The organism is Paenibacillus paeoniae (assembly GCF_003388735.1).
GTDB lineage: Bacteria > Bacillota > Bacilli > Paenibacillales > Paenibacillaceae > Pristimantibacillus > Pristimantibacillus paeoniae.
The window spans coordinates 135,854-156,810 of the sequence record NZ_QUBQ01000001.1 but is presented as its reverse complement, the minus strand read 5'-3'; the positions used below and the strand labels follow the sequence as shown (position 1 = coordinate 156,810).

Annotated in this window: 12 protein-coding genes and 1 pseudogene; 1 reads left to right on the top strand and 12 read right to left on the bottom strand. The window is 43.4% G+C overall.

Annotated elements, in window-relative coordinates; all coding sequences use genetic code 11:
- Positions 1–77: 77 nt before the first annotated feature.
- From DX130_RS00715 to DX130_RS00690, 5 genes and pseudogenes are all read right to left on the bottom strand, one after another.
- On the bottom strand, positions 78–956 hold the full coding sequence (locus DX130_RS00715; protein WP_165861099.1) for an alpha/beta fold hydrolase: 879 nt from the start codon (positions 954–956) through the stop codon (positions 78–80).
- Between the two features lie 38 nt (positions 957–994).
- The gene (locus DX130_RS00710) at positions 995–1,627 is read right to left on the bottom strand and encodes a TetR/AcrR family transcriptional regulator (protein ID WP_116042045.1); all 633 of its coding nucleotides are present in this window, start codon (positions 1,625–1,627) and stop codon (positions 995–997) included.
- Positions 1,628–2,152: 525 nt separating this feature from the next.
- A pseudogene (locus tag DX130_RS27360) lies at positions 2,153–3,826 on the bottom strand (glycosyl hydrolase family 8); the annotation flags it as partial.
- 219 nt (positions 3,827–4,045) lie between these two features.
- Positions 4,046–5,059: a LacI family DNA-binding transcriptional regulator gene (locus DX130_RS00695; protein WP_116042040.1), complete on the bottom strand. Its 1,014-nt coding sequence runs from the start codon at positions 5,057–5,059 to the stop codon at positions 4,046–4,048.
- 101 nt (positions 5,060–5,160) lie between these two features.
- Entirely contained in the window at positions 5,161–7,074 is a 1,914-nt protein-coding gene (locus tag DX130_RS00690) for a glycosyl hydrolase family 8 (protein WP_116042039.1), read from the bottom strand.
- Positions 7,075–7,470: 396 nt separating this feature from the next.
- Here DX130_RS00690 and DX130_RS00685 point away from each other — a divergent pair, with 396 nt between their 5' ends.
- Positions 7,471–8,421: an iron-hydroxamate ABC transporter substrate-binding protein gene (locus DX130_RS00685; RefSeq protein WP_116042037.1), complete on the top strand. Its 951-nt coding sequence runs from the start codon at positions 7,471–7,473 to the stop codon at positions 8,419–8,421.
- A gap of 149 nt (positions 8,422–8,570) precedes the next feature.
- Here the strand turns inward: DX130_RS00685 and DX130_RS00680 are convergent, their stop codons facing one another.
- The 7 genes from DX130_RS00680 to DX130_RS00645 all read right to left on the bottom strand — a co-directional run bounded on the left by DX130_RS00680 (position 8,571) and on the right by DX130_RS00645 (position 20,946).
- Positions 8,571–9,119 (bottom strand): NUDIX hydrolase, encoded by a 549-nt coding sequence (locus DX130_RS00680; protein WP_116042036.1) that lies wholly within the window; start codon positions 9,117–9,119, stop codon positions 8,571–8,573.
- An 830-nt stretch (positions 9,120–9,949) separates the two neighbouring features.
- Positions 9,950–10,126, bottom strand: a complete 177-nt coding sequence (locus DX130_RS26295) for a hypothetical protein (protein ID WP_165861098.1) — start codon at positions 10,124–10,126, stop codon at positions 9,950–9,952.
- A 687-nt stretch (positions 10,127–10,813) separates the two neighbouring features.
- The gene (locus tag DX130_RS00670; protein WP_240643979.1) at positions 10,814–11,116 is read right to left on the bottom strand and encodes an immunity 53 family protein; all 303 of its coding nucleotides are present in this window, start codon (positions 11,114–11,116) and stop codon (positions 10,814–10,816) included.
- Between the two features lie 429 nt (positions 11,117–11,545).
- Positions 11,546–12,115 (bottom strand): suppressor of fused domain protein, encoded by a 570-nt coding sequence (locus DX130_RS00665; protein WP_116042034.1) that lies wholly within the window; start codon positions 12,113–12,115, stop codon positions 11,546–11,548.
- A gap of 214 nt (positions 12,116–12,329) precedes the next feature.
- Positions 12,330–12,836: a DNA polymerase III gene (locus DX130_RS26290; RefSeq protein WP_165861097.1), complete on the bottom strand. Its 507-nt coding sequence runs from the start codon at positions 12,834–12,836 to the stop codon at positions 12,330–12,332.
- Positions 12,837–13,484: 648 nt separating this feature from the next.
- Positions 13,485–13,991 (bottom strand): DNA polymerase III, encoded by a 507-nt coding sequence (locus DX130_RS26285; protein ID WP_165861096.1) that lies wholly within the window; start codon positions 13,989–13,991, stop codon positions 13,485–13,487.
- A gap of 13 nt (positions 13,992–14,004) precedes the next feature.
- Positions 14,005–20,946 (bottom strand): RHS repeat-associated core domain-containing protein, encoded by a 6,942-nt coding sequence (locus DX130_RS00645; RefSeq protein WP_116042033.1) that lies wholly within the window; start codon positions 20,944–20,946, stop codon positions 14,005–14,007.
- Between the last annotated feature and the right edge of the window lie 11 nt (positions 20,947–20,957).

Below are 20,957 nucleotides of genomic sequence, written 5' to 3'. Positions count from 1 at the left end.
ATTTCTACGCTCTTCAACCCGCATCAGGCCTCGTTCGTAGAAATACACATAAGCGCTTGATTCCTTGAAATAACTACTTAAGCAAAAAAACGGAATATTTCATCATGTACAGCTTGCGGCTGCTCATGATTAATGCCATGCCCCGTGTTCTCCAATATGCGGTAGGCATATTGCCCCTGCTTGATCAACGCTACAGTTGACTTCGTGACAATCCGATGTTGGTCGCCCAGCAGAAAGAACAGCTTGTCCTTCACCGCGGCTCCCTTCGCCTCATCGTAAGTCTTGATATGGTGTGGAAACATCGCCTTCTGATTATGCGACTTCATCAGCAGCACCAAATGGCTGGCCAGCATAGGGTAACGGTCGAACACATCCGATTGCGGCGAGCTTAGCCTTCTTACGATTCGGTGCATGTTGCGCTTCGTCGGAAGAAGAATCTCGGGAAACATGAGCAGCAGCGTTGTGATCATAGCTTTGATAGGACTCGTCACGATTCCACCTTCCAGACACATCGTTCCCCGAATGCGCTCAGGATGGACGGTCGTATAATGGTAGGCCATGTATGCACCATTCGATACACCTGCCAGATAAACCTTGTCCAGCTTGAAAAAATCGATGACCTCGCTCAGCCATTCCGTTTGTTGAAATTGCCCTTTGGCATAACGTTCATTTGGCACGCTTTTCCCTGGTCCGCCAAGCGTGTCAATGGCGATGCAATAATACCGTTCCGACAGCGCTCGCATATTGAGCGCCCACATCACCGCGGAGTTGTCGCCTACTCCGTGCAGCAGCACAAGAGGCGGATGATCCTTGCTTCCCGCAGTCAGGCAATGCGTAAGTCCATATTGGGTTGGGACTTCATGGAACTCTGCATCAACGCCCCACATGCCTACCAATTCGTCGTAGGACGCAAGCACGTCACGGCGAGCACGCTCTGATTTGAATACTTGAATCATAGGAGGACACTTCCCTTCGCGGCGTATGCAGTTATTGGTTAGTTAACGGGTTTTCTCAAAAAGGCTAATACGATATTGGCGTCAGGGAATGGCAGATCGCCCTTAGTCTGAATACGGGAGATGCCAAGCCCTTGAACAAACGAGAAATAAGTGATGGCAAGCATAAGCGGATCACCCTCCACAATCTCACCTAGACGCTGCCCTTCTATGACCATCGGCACAAAATGCTTGAATGGCTCTCCCATCTTTTCCCTCGCAATCCGCTTGGCCTCTTCGGGAATCGCATCCACAGCAGCGGTCTGTAGCAGATTAAGCCGCCAATGCTGCATGGCGATGCTGTTCGGCTCCAGAAATGCTTCCGTCAACCACGTAATCCGCTGCATCGGGGTTCCTTCCAATTGGGAAGCGAATGCCACAGCCTTGCCCGCTCCATCCATAGCCTGCTCCACAATTCGAGTGAAAATCTCATCTTTGGATTTGAAGTAATTATAGACATAGCCCTGGCTGAAACCAGCGTGCTCGGCAATATCCTTAATTTTTGTCCCGGCAAAGCCTTTACGTGAAAACACATCGACCGCATGCAGCATGATCTGCCGGACGCCATGCTCCCTCGATGTTTCTTCAAAGCTCTGCTTGAAAAACTGCTGCAACTGCTCGCTCTGGACTGACATAGGCGCACTCCTCTCATTTGTTGGGCAGGGATCATAAAAGTTATTCTATCTCAATTAAAGATATTTTGAATGAACGTTCATTCATACTCTACTATAATATGGATGATAAGAACAGAAGTGTTTTTTTGCCTCATGATTATGGCTGTTGTCCTTTTTCAAATCATAGACGGCCAAAGACCACCCAAAAAGAACATTCCATGCCAAACACACAAACTGCGCAAGTCATATTCTTCCGATCGCTGTTATATCCAGATTCCCTGAACAATGAAACATGGTTGGAATCCGGATATAAAGGCGAACGCTATCGCTTCTCCAGAATATGACTTGCTCCGTTTGCTCCCGCCATGTAGGACTATTCAACAAAAAACCTTTCCATTCCCAACCCTTCAATATCCCTTGAATAGATGCGAAACATAAAAAGGCGATGCCAGGAACAAGTTCCTTAGCATCGCCATTACTCATTTTGAGACTATTTGTGATCAACTGAAACATCCTTCAAGTGGAAAGCCAGACTTTGAGACGTCCTCAATTAATGATGAGAACCGGACGTTTGGAAGCTGTAGCGTTTTCTTTGGTCGCGAGCACCGCTCCGGCATCATGGTCAATCCCCGCAAGACGGAATGAAATGGTGGCGCCGGATTGCGAATTCACGAATGAAGTTACATCCAGATAGATATAGCCGGCCGTTCCGGTTGCCGTAGCAGAACCTTGGGACACGCCCGCTTCTGTCGGCTGATTCGCAAAGGTGATTCCCGCCTCCGACCACGAATTGTTATTAATGCCGAATGCCCGTATAGGTACGGAGGTTGCATTGCTGTGAATGCTCTCCACATACAGCCTGATTTTGGCTGAAGTAATCGGACCGCTCACCGAAGGTTTGTTGAATTTCAAATAGCCCTGTCTGGCAAAAGCCGCATTCGGATCGTTTTTCTTGACCGTCATCGTCGTTTCCGTGCTGTAATTGATCGTGCTGTACGTGCCTCCTCTTACATAGGTGTCCGATACGACAGGCAAGTTCACGGTACCGGTCGAGCCGCCGCCCTGCGCAGTAGGCTTCCACCAGTTGCCCGAGATGTAGAGCAGATTAAGCATATTGTAGGAGTCACCGAAATAGCTGGACTTCGCATTTCTCATATAATCCCAACCTGCGTTCACCCATGCCTGATTGCCGCTGCTTGCCGTAGCGCCAGAAATGAATGGCGAGGTGAATATAGATGAGCTATACGTGTTAAGCGCGGTGCCGCTAAGCGAATAACCCGCCTTTATATTGGATGGCGAATTACCTGCAGCTCCTTTAATCCAGGTCAACATTTTGTCCACGATCGTCTTGCCGCGCGTCTCGCCGTACATGGCATAATCCATCACCATTCTGAGCGGTACTCTCGCTGCATTGTAGTAATATTGGTTCGTCTGCTGGAACTCGTTCAGAAACCACTCCGGAGCAGGCTGAGCCGGATTGTTTACAATAAAGTCAGAGATCAAACCGGTTGTCGGCGCGTACGTATTGCTTACTTGGGAATAAGCCGTATAGAGCGCGTTGATCACGTTCAGCCACGTATTGTCACCAGTCACTTCATGGAAGGCACGCAGATGACTCATCATCCAGTCCGAAGGTCTTGAATTATGAGTCGTCTTGGAATCCCAGTCTCCCAGATTCAAACGATTGTTGTTCGTTACGTTGCTTGCTTTGATTGCATTGATCATTTTGACAGCTTCTTGCAAATAGTTGATTGTACCGCCCGAGCCCCATTGGTTATGAGCCAAAATGAGCGAGTAAGCGATGTCCAAATCGCCATCCGTTGCCGAGCTGAAATTGCCCTGTGCATTGATATGGTCGGCTACAACCCAGCCCATCAGATTGGAATTAATGGAGCTTTTGAAGGCTCTGGCCGTCTTGAACAATCCGTCGTAGATCGTTTTGGCATTGGTGTCATGTCCAGCCATGAGCGCTGTAATGATCATCCCGTAGCCTTGTCCCTCCGATGTGCCCAGCGGTATGAAGCCGCCCGAGCTGCCTGTAATCTCACCCTGTACATAGTAGCCGCCTGGCAGGGAAGCCAGATTGTTTTTCAGATACTTCCCTTTCCAATAATCATAATAGGATGCAACCGCTGTATTCATGGAGGCCTGAGTCACATGATTAGGCTTAATAATACCCGCATAGGATACCTGCTGCGGAAAAGGACGCAGCTCACCCGCTCCATGAGCGGTTTCAATCATAAATGAATGCGCTTTCACAACTGTCATAAGCAAGGCCATGACAAGGCCTATACTCATGACTTTCCTTAGTGTACTACCTCTTTTCAAGTCTTTCCCGCAAAACAATAGATTCGTGTTCATCACGACACCTCCAACTGTTTTTATGAGACTTTTAAAGAGAGGGTTCCGAGCAAGCTTTGTGCATCGCTATGCTATTCCTTACTGTCGCTTGGAATTCAGCCGCTTCGTAGATTCTCGGACAATTAACTCCGGTTGAAGCTTGATATGCTCTGCCACGCCATCGTGGATGTCTTCCTTGTGCTCAATCTGCTTGAGCAACAATTCTATGGCCTGAGCACCGATCCATTCCACAGGCTGGCGTACGGTCGTAAGCCATGGTCGAATCTGAGTCGCAAACAGCTGATCATCGTACCCAACGACAGATACATCATCTGGTATGCGAAGACCGTTGTTCTTCAGCGCGTCCATGACGCCGAATGCCATCATGTCATCTCCGGCGAACACAGCCGTTGGCAGAGTATTCGTCTTCATCCAGCGATCCGCAATCTCGTAACCGGATGGAATGTCGAAATTGCCATATTCAACACGCGGTTCAAGACCTGCTTCCGCCATCGCTTCCTTGTAGCCGCGAACTCTTTCTTTGCTGCTGAGGAAGGAATCAGGGCCGCATATATGAGCAATAGAGACATGACCCAGATCAATCAAGTGCTTCGTCGCCTCGTAGCCGCCGCGAAAATTATCAATTTGCACAGACGGCGCGAGGGAGTCCACTTGCTGATTATCGACGAGTACGTAAGGGATATTTTTGCGTGTCAATTCCTGCTCGTATCTCTCTTCATTAATCGGGGACAGCACAATCATCCCGTCTACCCGATCTTCTTGAAATATGGCATTATGCATATCCTTTTCATTTTCTTGCGAGATGTAGAGCGCCAGCAAATAATGATGCTCCGCCATCTTGTCATTGATTTCCTTCACAACCGCATCGAGGAATGAGTCGTTCAGCGTCATGATCGCAATGCCGATTACGCCTGTTTTTCCTCGAGCGAGACTGCGGGCGGCGGCACTAGGAGAATAACCAAGCTCCTGCATAGCATGAAGGACCTTAATCCGGTTCTTCTCCCGCACCGTTCCCGCGTTATTAATGACCCGTGACACGGTCACAACCGATAATCCCGATTTCCGTGCCACGTCGAATATGTTCACTTTCATCCGTGCTTCTCTCCTTGCGATAGTACCGCGTATTTCTTTACGATATCACATTTTGAGTGAAGTTGGCAGTCCCGCTGCCTGGCACGGATCGAATCGATGTCTTAAGCGGTCGCAAGCGTCCTCAATATTGTAATGGCTTCTGCGCGTGTTAGCACAGTATCCGGTCCGAACGGCTTGGATTGCGCTTTGAACAACGCAACTCCTGCTTCACCCAAAGCCAGAACCGATGGTTTAGCCCAGGCAGGTATAGCATCATCATCGGAGAAACCTGTCGCTGCAGACTCCGTCGACAGCTCCAGCTTCTTCGCAGATGCCAGTATAACAGCTGCTTCCGCTCTCGTCAGCTTCTGCGATGGCAGAAACTGTGTTCCGAAGAGTCCATTAGCAATTCCTGCTTCTACGAGCTGTGCGACATAACGGTTAGCCCAAGGTGCGATCGTCGCTTTATCCTCGAAAATCAGCGAGGCTCCGTTGCCTTCCAGCTTCAGCGACTTCGCCAGCATAACAGAGAACTCTGCACGGGATACGCCTTCATCCGGCTTGAATGTGCCGTTCGGGTATCCGTTCACAATGCCCTCAGCAAGCGATTTCACGATATCCGCTTCAGCCGCATGGCCTGCAATGTCGGTAGAAGCTACACCAGTCGGCGACCACCAGTTGCCGGAAACAACGATCATGCTAAGCAGACGGATCGAGTTGCCGTAGTAATAACGCCATTCCAGAGCAGTCGAGTTTGCTTCTTCTGTGTGGTAATCCCACAGATCGTTCAGCCATTGTTGATTGCTCTTGTCGATCATTGCGCTGACCATGAACGGAGCCGTATATTCAAGGCCACCATCCCACTCGCTCAGCTTCGTCTTGCCGTCAAGCGAATAACCGGACCATACTTCATATGGTGCGTTATGCTTCTCAGATACAAATGCGTTCAACGTAGACAATTGATCATAAGCTCTCTTATCGCCTGTCAGCAGGAAGTCGGATGCAATCCGCCAAGGCGTACGGCAAGAGTTGTAGTTATACGCGCCATCGAATTCGGATTCCAGGAAGTTCCCGCTTTCGCTCGTCCATTTGAATTCCGATACCGGCTTGTATTTGCCGTCCGCATCGCGGTAAACGAAGTCCGGCAGCAATCCAGTCTTTGGACTATATGTTTTGTATACATCATCAATGATGCCATATGTCGTCTCAATGACATTCAACCAGCGCTTGTCGCCTGTTGCTTTGTGGAATTCCTTCAAATGCTGAAGCATGAAGTCCGAAGGACGTGAAGCCGGCTTGAAGCTTGGCTCGCTATCGGAGATTGGAACCCAGTCACCCAATTGCAGGTGGAAGTTCTCCGGATGAACTTCGCTCTCCATGATCGCATTAATCACTTTGACCGCTTCGCTCTTGTAGTTAATCGCGCCATTGCTGCCCCATTGCTTGTCAGCAAGCAGCAAAGCATAGGCAATATCCATGTCTCCGTCGATCGCGGAGTCCGTGCCGTTCACATCGATGATCTTTCCGTCACGGTCAGCCTGTTGCCAAGCCATCAGGTCAGGATGAAGCTCACTTGGATGCGCGCGGAAATATCGGTGCATGCCGTCGAATATTTTTTTCGCCTCTGGATCATGTCCAGCCATAATCGCTGTAATCATCATGCCATAGCCATGTGCTTCAGACACAGTAATAGCATCCCCGCTCCAGCCGCCGTCGTTGTACCAGACATAGTACTGGCTGTCATCATACGGATTTTTCTTAATATATTTCAGCTTAAACTGGTCATACAGCAACCCAACTTCAGCATCCATCTGCTTCTGGGTCACATGGCTCGGCTTAATGCTTCCTTCCGCATAGTTCATGTGCTGTGGAAACGCTCTTAGCGGCTTAACCGAATCATCGGATTTCGTAACCGCACTTGCAGCATAACCAATAGGAGCTAACGTAAGAGATAAGACCAGAGCAACAACCAACACCATGATGGAGATAATGGCCACTGGCGAGTAAGGCTTGTAGGAATCACGAATCTTCAACATTATCACTGCCTTTCAAAAATAGTGGAGTACTTAAATTTAAGCGCTTTAACTTTTAATGTGATAAACTTCCTTGTGGCGCCGAACCCTTCACTCCCTTCAAAATGAAAGCGCTTATATACACATTGTAAAATCGTGCTAATTGAAAGTCAACAACAAAATTAAAGCGTTTAAACTTTTGGTTTAAATCGCACAGTCTATCGGGCAGCTTTCACCATGTCGACGTAATCACCCGACGTATTCCTTCTATATATGCATGAGTAACAGCAGAGTTCGATCTTTCAAGTATCCAGATTAGATGGCGCTTTTGTTGACAATTAGATGTGTAATATGATTTAATAACCTTTGTCTGCAAATGAGAATCACTATCAACGTATAGAAGGGTTGGCGTTTCAAAAAATGAAAAAAGCACTAGCAATTCCATTCATCCTATTACTCGTGTTGATTGTCAGCGCGTGCGGAAGCAACACTGTTAATAATCAATCCCCGTCCCCAAGTCCAAGCGAATCGACTGCGCCCGAAGGCGGCAATAGCAGCGGTGATACGATAACCTATCAATCCGAGCTCGGTCCGGTAGAAGTCCCGGCTAATCCTCAGCGTATTGTTGCGCTGTCTAGCGCACCTAATTTGCTCTCGCTAGGCGTTAAGCTTGTAGGAGTCGACGAGTGGACGTACGGCAATCCCCTCTTCAAAGAAATGCTGACTGACACTGCCGTAGTCTCTGAGACTAGCCTGGAGAAAATTCTGGAGCTGGAACCGGACCTGATTCTTGCCGGCGCTCATATTAATAATATCGCGAAGCTGCAAGAAATTGCGCCAACAGTAGTGTATACATGGGGCAAAAACGACTATTTGACCCAACAGCTTGAAGTCGGCAAACTGGTGAATAAAGAGAAAGAAGCGCAAGCCTGGATTGACGATTTTACAGTACGCGCTGAAGCATTAGGCCAAAAAGTAAAAGAAAAAATCGGCGAAAATGCAACAGTATCCGTTCTCGAAGTTGGCGATAACAAAACCTTCTACACATTCGGCAACAACTTTGCTAGAGGAACCGAGCTGCTCTATCAGGCGATGAAGCTGAACATGCCAGAGAAAGTAAAAGAAGACGCTCTTGGGCCTGGATTGTTTGCTCTGTCTACCGAAGTTGTAAGCGAGTATGCTGGCGATTATATTATCCTCAGCAGAAGATCGCAGGTCGACGTTTCCTTCATGGAGCTGGAAACATGGAAGAACATCCCTGCTGTAGCGAACGGCCATGTGATCGAAATCAACACAGATGCTTCGTCTTACAGCGATCCAACAACGCTTGAAAATCTGTTTAAGATATTTGAAGAAGGATTTATGAAGTAAGACATAGTTGGTGGTTAAAAAGAGTGAGCTGCCTGAGGCATCTCACTCTTTTTGGGCTTTTCGTTCTAAAATAAGTGCAGGATGAAGATGATCAAGCATGCTACACTCTGTGTGGTTTTCAGCCAGCCAATCATATTTCCTTAGAATTTTTACCTTCTGTTGCCTCTCCTATTCGTTCTTTTCACAGGCAATAGACCCACCGCTTTTTCAAGAATAATCTTATCCCGTAAAATCATAAATTTAGTAGAGTAATCATTACAATTTGACATCGAGTGCTCCATCACTTCTAATGCTTTGTCTAATGTCATCCATTCAACCGTCATTCCAAGTTGCAATTCGCTATCACTAAGCATTGTTTTACTGATTCCTTGGCGTACTTTCGCTATAAAACAGTAGGAAAATTGCATAAAATCATTTTTATTTTTATGTTCTTCGATATATCCTAACTCGTGAATAATTTCAGCTTCACACCCGGTTTCTTCCTTAACTTCACGCAAAAAAGCATCCTTTGTACTCTCACCCTCATTTATTCCTCCGCCAGGTAATTTATAAAGGTTGGTTTTAGACATATGCATCATTGCAACGTTCAACATGTCATCAACCAACACACCTCTTGCCCCATATCTTGAAATGGATTCAATCCATTCAGGGGCACTACCCAGAATATCATTGTCTGTTATTCTTTTGATCATTTCCATTAAATCACCCTGCCTTTCAAGGCTCAACCTACTAATTAGTGCTTGGCAGTCAAACTAACAATCGATTGCGGTCAAATACTACGAAAATGCCAGCTTTATAGCGGCACGTCATAGCAATTTTTACATCGGCGAAGGCAACATGTACGCTAATGGTCATCGTCGTCCGCTAGAAGCGAAAATGCAGTGAAATGAGAATGTAACGGTCACGAATGTCCCTTACAGGCTGAAAAAGGGACGATTGCGGGGATAACGTCTTCTAACGGCCGCAAATGTCTGTTAGAACTGGGAATATGTAATAATCAGCCTCTAAAGGTCAGTAGTGGCCGCTAGAGACTGGCCCTATCCGTGTTTGGAAAGACATCATAGCTTTCGTCGTCGTGATAGACGAATTCTTCATCGGTCTATTCTTTTTTGTCGTAGGTAGGACGTTCAACCATACAGAATTAGCTGATATTTTTCCGTTTTCCACCTTGGTTGATTTCGTCAAGCACTGATATAACGGAATACCGTTATTTAGGTTATAAAATTTAAGCACTTGGTGTGCTTGAAATGATACGGAGAAATCTTTATACGGATATTACATGGGTTATGTTTGTTATTGGTTGAATAATGGGTTCATTGGACATTGGGTAGCCCCCGCCAAAACTAAGCCCTGGAAGGCATGTAGCCATTCAATGCAATTATTTAATTACAATAGCCAGTAACAGTTTGAACAAATCCTGCTTCAGCCTTGAAGATTTCAATATTTGCCTTGTAGTCTAATGAACCGGAATTCAGTGTAATCTCTTGAACAGCCGACAAGTCAATTCTAACAGCAACAGTATTATCGCCTAGTTCCACCCACTTCTTGGGTGGTCTTTCGCATAATAAGGCATATCAAAATTCACTGCAACAACACGTCCTTCATCGAGGATGTTTACTTCAGCAATACGAACGTCCTTAAGTTCAGGCACTTGCTCATACAAACTTACTAGAAAGTAGTTTCTTTCCAAGACTTCATACCACACTTCTTAACCACCTCTATTTTTAAATGGATAATGCTCCATCGTACCATCAACTTTTTCTGTTCGGATACTATCGACAGAACTTACATTAAACTGGGGGAGCTTGCCCACTTTTTTGGTGTCCTGCACTATGGTCTTGAATTACATTTTTTCACCGTCTTTGTTAGTGTAAACATATTCTCTAGTACTGCTAGCTTTTCCTTTGAATCTTTTATTACATGTTTGCCCTCATATTGTGCTGAGCATATATCCTCTCGATTTATTTCTGCAGCTTGTTGAATGTTCAAGCTTTTTCTTGTGCGTATAACCGGAATGAGGAAATCTTTATACAGGTATTACAAGGGTTATTGATTGAATGTTAGCTTCATTCGTCCCTTCTACTTAAAAAAGAAACCTTGAAAGGCATAGTGCCAATCAAGGTTTCTTTCGCTTATTCTTCACATACTTGGATAATCTCTTTAGGAACTGGTTCAAAAACCAATACTTGTGATTTTGAATAGGGTTTCTTTGCTTCGTATTCATCAAGTGTCATCAAACTGTCCCAATATAATCTCATCCAGTGTTCTATACTTTCACCTGTGTCAAAATCATACTCCTTGTAGTATTTTGTAATTATAATAATAACCAACTAAAAAGAAACCTTAAAAAGCTTACTCTATCAAGTGTTCCTTATTTAATGCGAGCATAGATCTAATTTCTGTCTTGACTTGAAGCCCACTGTCTAAAACAAGTCAATATTTCTTCTAAATTCCTTACTCCACCTGCACCATGAAATACTCCATCCCTAACTATACAGTAATACCAATCTTCTTCATCTCGTTCAACTTCTATTGAATTAAATTTTTCATGTTCTAAATTTGTTTCAACTATATTAATTTCAACAGACCAACCTGGATTATCAACAGTGTCGATCTTCACTCCAAAGTTATGTTCCCAATCACCGTTACAGTTTTGAGAATACCAATCCTGAAGCCAACTTAATGCATCCACCATCTCTACCTCCTCTTCTTTGGAATTGCAATTGGATTCGCCGGCCTAACTCCATCAGGAATTTACTTGCCATTAACATGAGTGTTAGCACATTATGCTTCGTTACCTAATTAATATCTTTGTTTAAAATTCATAGCGAATATCTGTGCTATTCTCCTTTATAGCTCGTCTTACCTTTTAGCTGAATAAATTTGAACGTGTGGACCTTTAGAAGCCGTTTTAATAGAATGGATAGACTTTTCCTCTATTATATCTCTTAACATTTTTTGCACCCATTTATCTTGTATAGGATGATGAGATTAAACAAAACGATTAACATCAGTAAAGTATGATATTGGTTGAACTATCTGTTCATTGGGCATTGATAGCCCTCGACTAAAGAAAAGACCTTGAAAGGCATAAGCCCCTCAAGGTCAATGAAATTTTTGCTCTCTAAGTAATGATACTTACACGTTTAAAATTAATTAAGTCAGGATCTACCTTCACTAGCATATCCTCGAACTCTTCCCATCCATATTGTTTTATAAAAATCGCTTCATCAAAAGTAATCGGTACTAGCCACGCTTGAATTATCGATAGATCACCAACACAATCAAATGTATGAAAAGAATCTGGGAAATAAACCGGCATTGTAACATATAATGCTTCTAATTCTGAGCCTTCAAATAATGTTCCATATGGCCCTATAACATCTCCTCTTAAATAGGCATTATTAGTCTTCAATGCCTCTAACCCCACTTGTTGGAGAATGCCGGGAATATTCTCATCCCCAAAAGTTGAATATGAAACAAATATTAACTCTTGTCTAATCTGCTTTTTTGAAACTGACGATACTAATCTCTCGTTACTCATTCCTAAAGTTGAATAAGTAACTGTACCAGTAAAGGGTCCTTCACTATACTTTACTATTTGAAATGGCACTTCATTACCTTCACTATCTCTACTCCAACCATATTCAATCTGGCCTAAATGATCTTCCAAGAATTCAACATATGTTTTCACAAAAACACATTTCCTCCACTTCTATTGCAACTCGGACCACATACATCATAATCATAAGCGGTTATATGCAGTCCATTTATGATTCTTAAGCTCGTAACACCGACTGACCATGTTACCATATGTTATTGGTTATATGATGGATTCATTCGGCACTAGGGAGCTTCCTCAAGAAGAAAACCTTGAAAGGCATATAGCCAATCAAGGTCTCTTTCCCTTATTCTTCACATACTTGGATAATCTCTTTAGGAATTTGTTCAAAAACCAATACTTCCGGGGTTTGATAGGGTTTCTTTGCTTTGTATTCATCAAGTGTCATCAAACTATCCCAATATAATCTCACCCAGTGTTCTATACTTTCACCAGTGTCAAAATTCAGAGCTTCCTCATCAGTATCCTTAAAATCCTCATAAAATGCTTGGTCGTAAATGGATATTGAAATTTCCCAATCAAAGACTAGGATTTTACTCGTAAATTCAGGAAAACAAAATGACTTTGTAAACCGATTGACCAGATCAACACCGATTGCTTCCCTGAAATTAACCCAACTTGGTGTATTCAAAGGTCTACACCGCTCCGTAACATCAAGTTGCACCCTACCACCATTGCTGTATCGGTTGTTAGATTTTGTAATATGGTTTATACCCTCCGACATAATCTCTTTCATGGAAATATAATGCTCATGGTCTTCAGGCAAGTAAGCGTGATATAACATACCATTCATCTTATCACCACCCAATTTATTCTTTTGGTTTTCTTGGAACGTAAGGAAAATGTGAGCTTCTCGTAGAGTCATCTAAGTTTTCAAACACTCTATGACTTCTTGTCGGAGTATTAGATGTACTAATATTACCGTCAAACTCTTTATAATACTTTGTTATTCTTTTTTTATTAGGGTTATTGGGATTTGGCCAGTTTGAATATGCTCTATCAGGATTAGCTTAGTCATTCTTTTTGTGATATTTTTACAACGTCAACATCTCCACCATTTTGTGAAAGATTGGGAGTTAATGGCTTATTGGGTCATACACGTGCTTTTCAGAGTGTGGGTAACAAAATCATTTTGCTTGCTCCCTCACTACTACTAGAAGACCCCTTAAGATTATTGGCTTGCTCCAAAAGTAGTTACACTTTGTACGACACTAATCTGTGCTTTTGGTTTACCTTAGCCTTCGCCCTGCAACGCTGATAGAATAGCCAGTTGCGGCAGGGTACCCAAGACATCATGGTTCTACGCAGTCCCGATGTATCTCGTCAGACCGTAACATCGCTATGACCAATACCATATGTTATTGATTGAATGATGATTCAGCATTGGGTAGCCCCCTAAAAAAACCTTGAAAGGCATAGTGCCAATCAAGGTCTCTTTCCCTTATTCTTCACATATTTGGATAATCTCTTTAGGAACTGGTTCAAATACCAATACTTGTGGTTTTGAATAGGGTTTCTTTGCTTCGTATTCATCAAGTGTCATCAAACTGTCCCAATATAATCTCACCCAGTGTTCTATACTTTCACCTGTGTCAAAATCCAGTGCCTCTTCATCGGTATACTTCAAATCCTCATAAAATGCTTGGTCGTAGATTGACATTGAAATATCACCATCAAAAACCAATATTTTATCAGTAAACACTGGAAAACAAAATGACCCTGGTTTATGAAAGTGTAGATTAATGCCAACAGCTTTCTTGAAATCAACCCATAAAGGTATACCTGACGGTCTAAGTTGGTTAGTTAATTGCAACCTTACCTCCCCTCCATTTCCGTACCAATAATTGGATTTTGTCAAGTGGTTAATCCCGCTTTTCAAAACCTCATCAATCGAAACATGATGTTCGTGGTTTTTAGGTAATATCGCATGATATAGCATTTGAGTCATTTTTCATCACCTACTATGATTTAGGTTTTCTTGGAACATACGGGAAGTGAGAACTACTTTTAGGATCGTCTAAGTTATCAAACACTCTATGACTTCCCGTCGGAGTATTTGGAGTACTAATATTCCCATCATACTCCTTGTAGTATTTTGTAATTCTGTGCTTATTAGGATTACTAGGATTACCAGGCCAATTAGAATATGCTTTGTCTGGATTTTTCATGGTACCATCTCTTAGTTTTCGGACATCAACATTTTCTCCATATTGTGACCTATTCTGTGTAGAAGGTTTTTTCGGGTCGTAAATATGCTTTTTAGCATGCTCATTAACAAAACTATTAGGGTTACTTCCACCACCCGGTTCAGTAGGTACAGGATTACGCTTCCCCTGAGATTGACCCCGCCCCCCATTACCACCAGAAGACACCTTAAGCTTATTAGTCGCCTTGCTTGCTCCATAAGTAGCCAGACTCTGCACGCTACTCTTCAGTGCTTGCTTTTGATTGACCTTACCCGTCGTGATGTATTGCTCTGCAGCGCTGCTAGCATAGCCGGTTCCGGCACGCACGCCAATATTTGCAACAAGTGAGGCACCGCCAGTTAATCCGGCAGTTAATCCTGTTATCGCACCTGAGGCAGCAGCCCCCGCATATTTCTTCCAATTTTTCTTGGACAGCTGACCTTTCGCGGCATCCCTCGCCATTTCAAAGCCGGCGCCAATAATGGCTCCTGCCGCCGCTCCTATTGCTGCAGCAGCAATATTGAAGAAATGTCCGGTAGGATCATCATACATCACGGGCTCATTTTTAACGTAAGCATACAGATTTAAGCTAAGGGGATCCTTTGGATCTCCACGATAGGTATCCTCAGTTAGGAAGCGAGCGATGCTGGAATCGTAATAGCGGGCATTTAAATAGTAGAGCCCTGTCTCACTGTCATACTGATAGCCTGCATAACGTATCGGGCTGTCAATCTTACCCGTACTTGTCGTCAACTGCCCCGCTGCATTAAAATACTTTGTTGCAGAAGCAACAGGGTTGCCAAAGACATCATAATCATAGGCGGTTCTAAGCAGTCCCGTTGTGTCTCGCAAGCTCGTAACATCGCCATGACCATTATACCAATAGTATACTTGCTCCTCGGCCATCTTCCTAGATACTAGCTGCGTTCCGTAAATATTTTGCGCCTTTACTTCAGACTTCTCATTAAGTTCAAGCACAACTTTATCGCCTTCATACAAATATCGGGTAACTTGACTGCCTACGACTTTCTCTACTCGATAGCCATCACCATTATATTTATACTTAATGGTCTCATTGCCTAGAGAGGTCGCCAGTTGATTCCAATTATTGTACTCGTACGTCATGGTGCCGCTAACAATATCGGATATGCGTTCGTTCAAATTGGGCTGACCCGGAATAAACATACCAAATGTTGCATCCGGTTGATTAGCTGGATCTGACAATGCTCGTGATTCAGTGCTTACCCGCACCATGTTTCCGTTACTATCATAATGATATCGGACTTCGACAGTCTTCCCGGACTGATCGACATTGGACGTGTACGTTAATCGATTCTGAATGTCATAATGATACTTCGTAGCATGAATGCTTTTTCCCTGTACAATGACCTCATTTTTGCGATTGCCAGATTCATCAAAAGTATATTCGGTTGTTTTGCCTGACGGTTCAACCACTTTCGATAGACGATTAAGTGCATCATAGCTAAATTGGGTTGTCCCTTTAGCTGCTCCTTGAACGATTTCTATTTTCGAAATCTGATTCTTCGCTTCATCGTACGTATAGGAGTAGCTGTCCTGAACGCTGTTGCTCTTTAAGTTATCCAACTTTTTAAGCAAGTTGTTCTTATAGTAAGAGTACTGGGTCGTTAAGGAACCCGGTGTAGTCAAAGTCTTACGGTTGCCATTGATATAATAATCGTAGGTTGCCGTTAAAACTTTATTCGACAAGACTCTATACAATCGTCCCATCTTGTCATACTGCTTCTCAGTAGTATTGCCCTTCACATCGGTTAACATCTCTGCGACATAACCTGTTGTTAATGCAGCCGTTTTATCGTAGGCATAAGATACCGTTCCAAGGCCAGGAACAGATTTACTGGTTACTCGATTTTCTTCGTCGTATGATTTCGATGTCCTCCCGGAAGCATCTGTCATGGACAACTCATTTCCGTTCGGGTCATACGTATAGATAATTTGATTTTCCTTTGATGGTGAAAGCTCGCCCGGTTTTAGAATACTCTCCGATAACAGAAGTCCCCTATAATCATAGGCATAGTTAGTCGTGTTGCCGTTCCGATCGTTCTTGGACTTCATGCTCCCATCAGCAAAATAAGTGTAACTCTCCAACTTACTGTCGTTGTAGACGAGAATACCCTTCGGATCCTGTGTCACGCCACCTGGATCTATCCGACGCGACATCTTGTTCCTTGCATTGTATTCAAATAATGATAGATTACCTGCCCCATCTACCTGACTAATCATATTACCGCTCAAATCATAAGAATACTCCGTATTTTCCCCAAGAGCATTCCTCACCCGTATCAACTGATCAGCAGCGTCGTAAGTAAATTCTGTACGGTTTCCTTTGCCATCAATTTTGGCCACAAGCAAGCCTGCATCATTAAATTCTTCCCGACTAATGGAACCTTCTCCATCTGTCGTTGTGATTTTGCGTTGATTGCGGTCATATTCATATTGGGTAACTTGATTCAGCGCATCCATCGAGACAACTTGTGAGCTGTCCCCGTTGTATGCCAGTTTCTCAATAACAATAGAGTCGGCATTCCTGGTCTGATACTGACGGTTTAAAGTATCATAATCGTAGGTTGTTTTGTTGCCAAGCCAATCTGTTTCCTTTGTCTTATTACTATTCTTGTCATATTCATAGGTCGTCGTTTTCGTGATTAGCGCACTTTGGCTAAACCCGGAAACACCAGATACTTGCGTTTTTTTACTGATCATTCGGTTCAGCAAATCGTAGGTATACTCTGTCTTATTCCCATTAGCATCGATTTCAAAACGCTTATTTCCTTTGACATCATAAGCCGTCCGTGTTGTGATCGAGTTCCCTGGTTTGTCAGTCTTGATGGTGTGTGAGAGCTCTCTACCTTCCTGGTCATAGGTATAAAGATCAATTCTGCCTAAGTTATCGAACTTTTTAGTTTGATTACCCATGACATCATACTGAAACTCGATCTTCCACTCCTCAACAGACTTATCAGATGGATAGATTACTCTTCGAACTTTGTTAAAAGCATTATACTCATATCTTTCAACATTACCATTGCCGTCTACCTTCGTTTGCTGACGACCTGCCTTATCATAGGTATACGATTCCAGCGTTAGCTCTATGTCGTCGGCAGCCTTACGCACTGTCTTAGACGTTACTCTTCCTGCATCGTCGTAATAGGTAAAATTAATAATGCCATCGATATCAGTCTCACGTGTAAGTCGTCCAAGACCGTCATAATCGTATTTTGTCGTATACTTGTTGTTATGCAATTGTCCGGTCGGGTCGAGTTTCATACTTATCTGACCATTGGCATTATATTTACTAATTGTGCCGTAGCCGCTTCGGATTTTTTCATTAGGACCTGTTCCCGTTCCAGCCAAATAGCCTTCTCCAGAAAGCTCCTTTATCACATTTCCTTTTAGATCATACTGATAAGCTTTCACCACACGACTTACATTCGTTGGTGTGAATACCCCTGTTGCTATATTTAGGATCTGCTCCTGAAATAGTTCCGTCTGCAGCTTCACACGACCAGACAAATCATAGAGGAATTCTGTCCGATTCATTTCCGTTAAGTTCCGACTAGGTTGTACATTAATCGGCATGACCTGAATCGTCTTCCTGCCACCGCGATCATAATCAAACAGTTGAACATTCCCAAGTGCATCCGTCTGCTTGATAAGCAGTCCACGCTCGTCATACTCATTTACCGATGTTCCGCCGCGCTCATCTGTCTCCGATAAAACATTACCATTCCAATCATACTGTTTGTTGCTAGTAATCATGACCGGCAGATTATTTTCATTGAGCCCCTGTTTGGAGACAGCGGTCTGATGATTTAAGAGATCATAACTATAATTCGTTAATCTCCCATCTGGCATGATCTCTTGAATCAAATTTCCGTTCAAATCATAGGAATACAGGGTCGTCAGCTTTAAGATTCGCTTATCTGTTACTGGATAATCGGACAGTTCACCGGCTGTTACGTGAACCATTTTTTTCAATGTCTTGCCATAAGGATTCGACACATACTCCGTCATATTTACACTTTTGTCTGAAGTATAAATGCTCTCGGAAGCTTTAAAACCATCCTTATTGTAAGTCGTCACACGCTTTAGTCCGGCGCTGTCAGTCTCAATGGTCACGCGCCCGTTCTTATCATAGATAAACTTGTTTTTGGCTAGCCTATCATCGACGGGAACTTTAAATTGGCTAGTCTGATCCCTTCCAGTGTGCTTTTCTACTACATTGCTTGCTAGATCGTAAATTTGTCCCATATACATATATTTGCCGTTTTCGATAGGCTGCCATTTCCCTATCTCACGACCAAGACCATCATACTTGTAATATGCCGTAAAACCCATTGGATCGGTTTCTGAATTAACCGTTCCATCCGGATTATAGTCCGTCGTTGTCACACCGCCGTCTGGATCAACCTTTTCCACGACTCGGTCTGCAAAATCACGAACGGTAGTCGTAACTGCTTGCTCTGTTTCATTAACATATGTTGTCATGATTTTTTTCTTTTTACCATCAGTTGACAGTGGGTAATCATACTTTTTGAGCTGTACAACTGACGCTTCCTTATAGGCACGGAAAGATTCCTGTTTTACACGATTTAGCGTATCGTACTCGTACTCATAGATTGCTCCATTAGGCAAAACCTTTGTAACTTGATTCCCATTTTTATCATACTTAAATACTGTGACATTTCCTTTGGGATCAATTTGCGACTTTACCTTGCCGCCCGCATCGTAGGTATAGCGTGTTCCCCCAAGCGTGTCCGTATAACTATTTGACGGATTTGAGGCATTCAGCCCGTCACTTTCTTCCGTATAAAGCTGAGGCTCGATTTCCTGAATCTTCTGGCCGTCAGCGTTATAAATGTAGCGGGTAACATCTCCCACTGGCCCCATAACCCGCAGCAATCGACCATTGGAATCGTAAGTATTGTCCGTTCGATGACCGAGAGGCGATATGGTTGCCGTTTCCCAACCTAGTTGGTTGCTATTTTTAATCGTCTTGTTACCTTCGGGATCAATGATAGAAGACAAATAACCATACTTATCATAGGTATAAGTGGTCGCATTGCCCTCAGGATTTACTTCTGACTTTAGCAAACCATTAATTTTATACCCTAGCTGATCCATCTCACTAGAGACATAATAGTTGTACTCTGTTATAGAAAAATGATCGGGTGTCTCTATTTTCTCTTTGTCGAGTGTCTCCATTTTCTTTAACAGACGAATACCGGAGCTATCGTAAATGTACAGTGTTATGTTACCGGATGGGTCTTTTTCTGAAATCAAATTATTCTTGTCGTTATAGGAATATCCCGAAATCCCACCGCTTGGTTCAGTAATAGATGTAATATTACCATTCTCATCATAAGTATAATTCCATTTATTTCCGTACGGATCTGTAATGGTTTCAATTTCTCCGTACTGATTAAATTTCTCGCTATCTAAGTTGTAAACGACTGTCGTAATACCCCCGTCTGGGTCCTTCGATTTTACGACATAAAAAGCTTTGTCAAACCACTTCTCCGTTACATGGCCTTCTGTATTTGTAATTTTGGTATATAAATCACCGTAGCTATAGGTATCTATATTTCCCCAAGCATTAATGTGCCTGATAACCTTCTTTTTAGCATCATATGCAACAGAATTCTGCACTTCCTGCTTGCTATTCTTGATACTAATAAGCAGTCCAGATGGATCGTATTCATAATAGCTGATAATCTGACCACTCGGGTCAATGACCTTAGATAATAGATTTGCAGCATTGTATTCATAACGTACGATCCGCTTCATCGGATCAGTAATGGAAACGATCCGATCGTTAACGTTGTAATCAACTGTTGTCACACGTCCAACTGCATCAGTAATCTTTTTAACTTTTCCAAGGCTATCAACGTCGATTGTAATTTTATTTCCATTCGCATCAGCCATCCACGAAATCCATTGATTCTTATTAAAGCCGTAGCTGTATTGGTCCTTGGTGGTCAAAACAAAGGTGCCGTCATTTTGTTTAACTAATTTACTGTGGGAGTCATTCGCTCCATAAGTACCGTTGCCAAGATTCTGAAACATTTGTGCCCCGCCATTTGGCAACTTCACGACAACAAGTTTTCCATCATCGGTGAGACTGCCTTCGAAACCAAACGTCCATCCTAAGCCAAAACGACCGCCAGGCTGATCTTTTGAATTATAAGTACGACTCATGTTCACGGTAAATCCTGCAAAAGCATAGCTCAAATCCACCATGGTTTTGGAAAAGTTTCCTGTGGAAACAGAAACGCCATCCTCGCCAAAATGAATCATCTCTTGCAACGACTGACTAACCGCTACTGCAGGTAATGATTTAGGGACATTTCCTGTGTTGGACAACAGTTCTTTGAATGCAGAAGATGTCAGGACTCGTCTCAGCTGGGGATCGTCATGATCTGCCATTTTATTGGTTGGCGATACGACTGTGCCTGAATCTAAACCATTAACACTTCTTGTGTTAATTCGGTTGCTCTCCTGCTCGTTTTTGAATGCTTCTATTATAGAGATATTGTCTTGCTTCATAAGCGTCTCATTTTTATTGGCATTGACTACTGAAGTACCGCTAGCATGGCTGGTACTAATGTCACTTAAAGTGCTTGTAATACTCATCGTTACAATAAGCAGCACTGAAATCCAACGATAAATCCTGTTCATATTAGCCTCCT

Excerpts from the sequence above, each read along its gene's own strand:
- DX130_RS00715 (WP_165861099.1), bottom strand. The coding sequence starts at position 956 with ATGATTCAAGTATTCAAATCAGAGCGTGCTCGCCGTGACGTGCTTGCG.
- DX130_RS00710 (WP_116042045.1), bottom strand. The coding sequence starts at position 1,627 with ATGTCAGTCCAGAGCGAGCAGTTGCAGCAGTTTTTCAAGCAGAGCTTT.
- DX130_RS00695 (WP_116042040.1), bottom strand. The coding sequence starts at position 5,059 with ATGAAAGTGAACATATTCGACGTGGCACGGAAATCGGGATTATCGGTT.
- DX130_RS00690 (WP_116042039.1), bottom strand. The coding sequence starts at position 7,074 with ATGTTGAAGATTCGTGATTCCTACAAGCCTTACTCGCCAGTGGCCATT.
- DX130_RS00685 (WP_116042037.1), top strand. The coding sequence starts at position 7,471 with ATGAAAAAAGCACTAGCAATTCCATTCATCCTATTACTCGTGTTGATT.
- DX130_RS00680 (WP_116042036.1), bottom strand. The coding sequence starts at position 9,119 with ATGGAAATGATCAAAAGAATAACAGACAATGATATTCTGGGTAGTGCC.
- DX130_RS00670 (WP_240643979.1), bottom strand. The coding sequence starts at position 11,116 with ATGGTGGATGCATTAAGTTGGCTTCAGGATTGGTATTCTCAAAACTGT.
- DX130_RS26290 (WP_165861097.1), bottom strand. The coding sequence starts at position 12,836 with ATGAATGGTATGTTATATCACGCTTACTTGCCTGAAGACCATGAGCAT.
- DX130_RS26285 (WP_165861096.1), bottom strand. The coding sequence starts at position 13,991 with ATGACTCAAATGCTATATCATGCGATATTACCTAAAAACCACGAACAT.
- DX130_RS00645 (WP_116042033.1), bottom strand. The coding sequence starts at position 20,946 with ATGAACAGGATTTATCGTTGGATTTCAGTGCTGCTTATTGTAACGATG.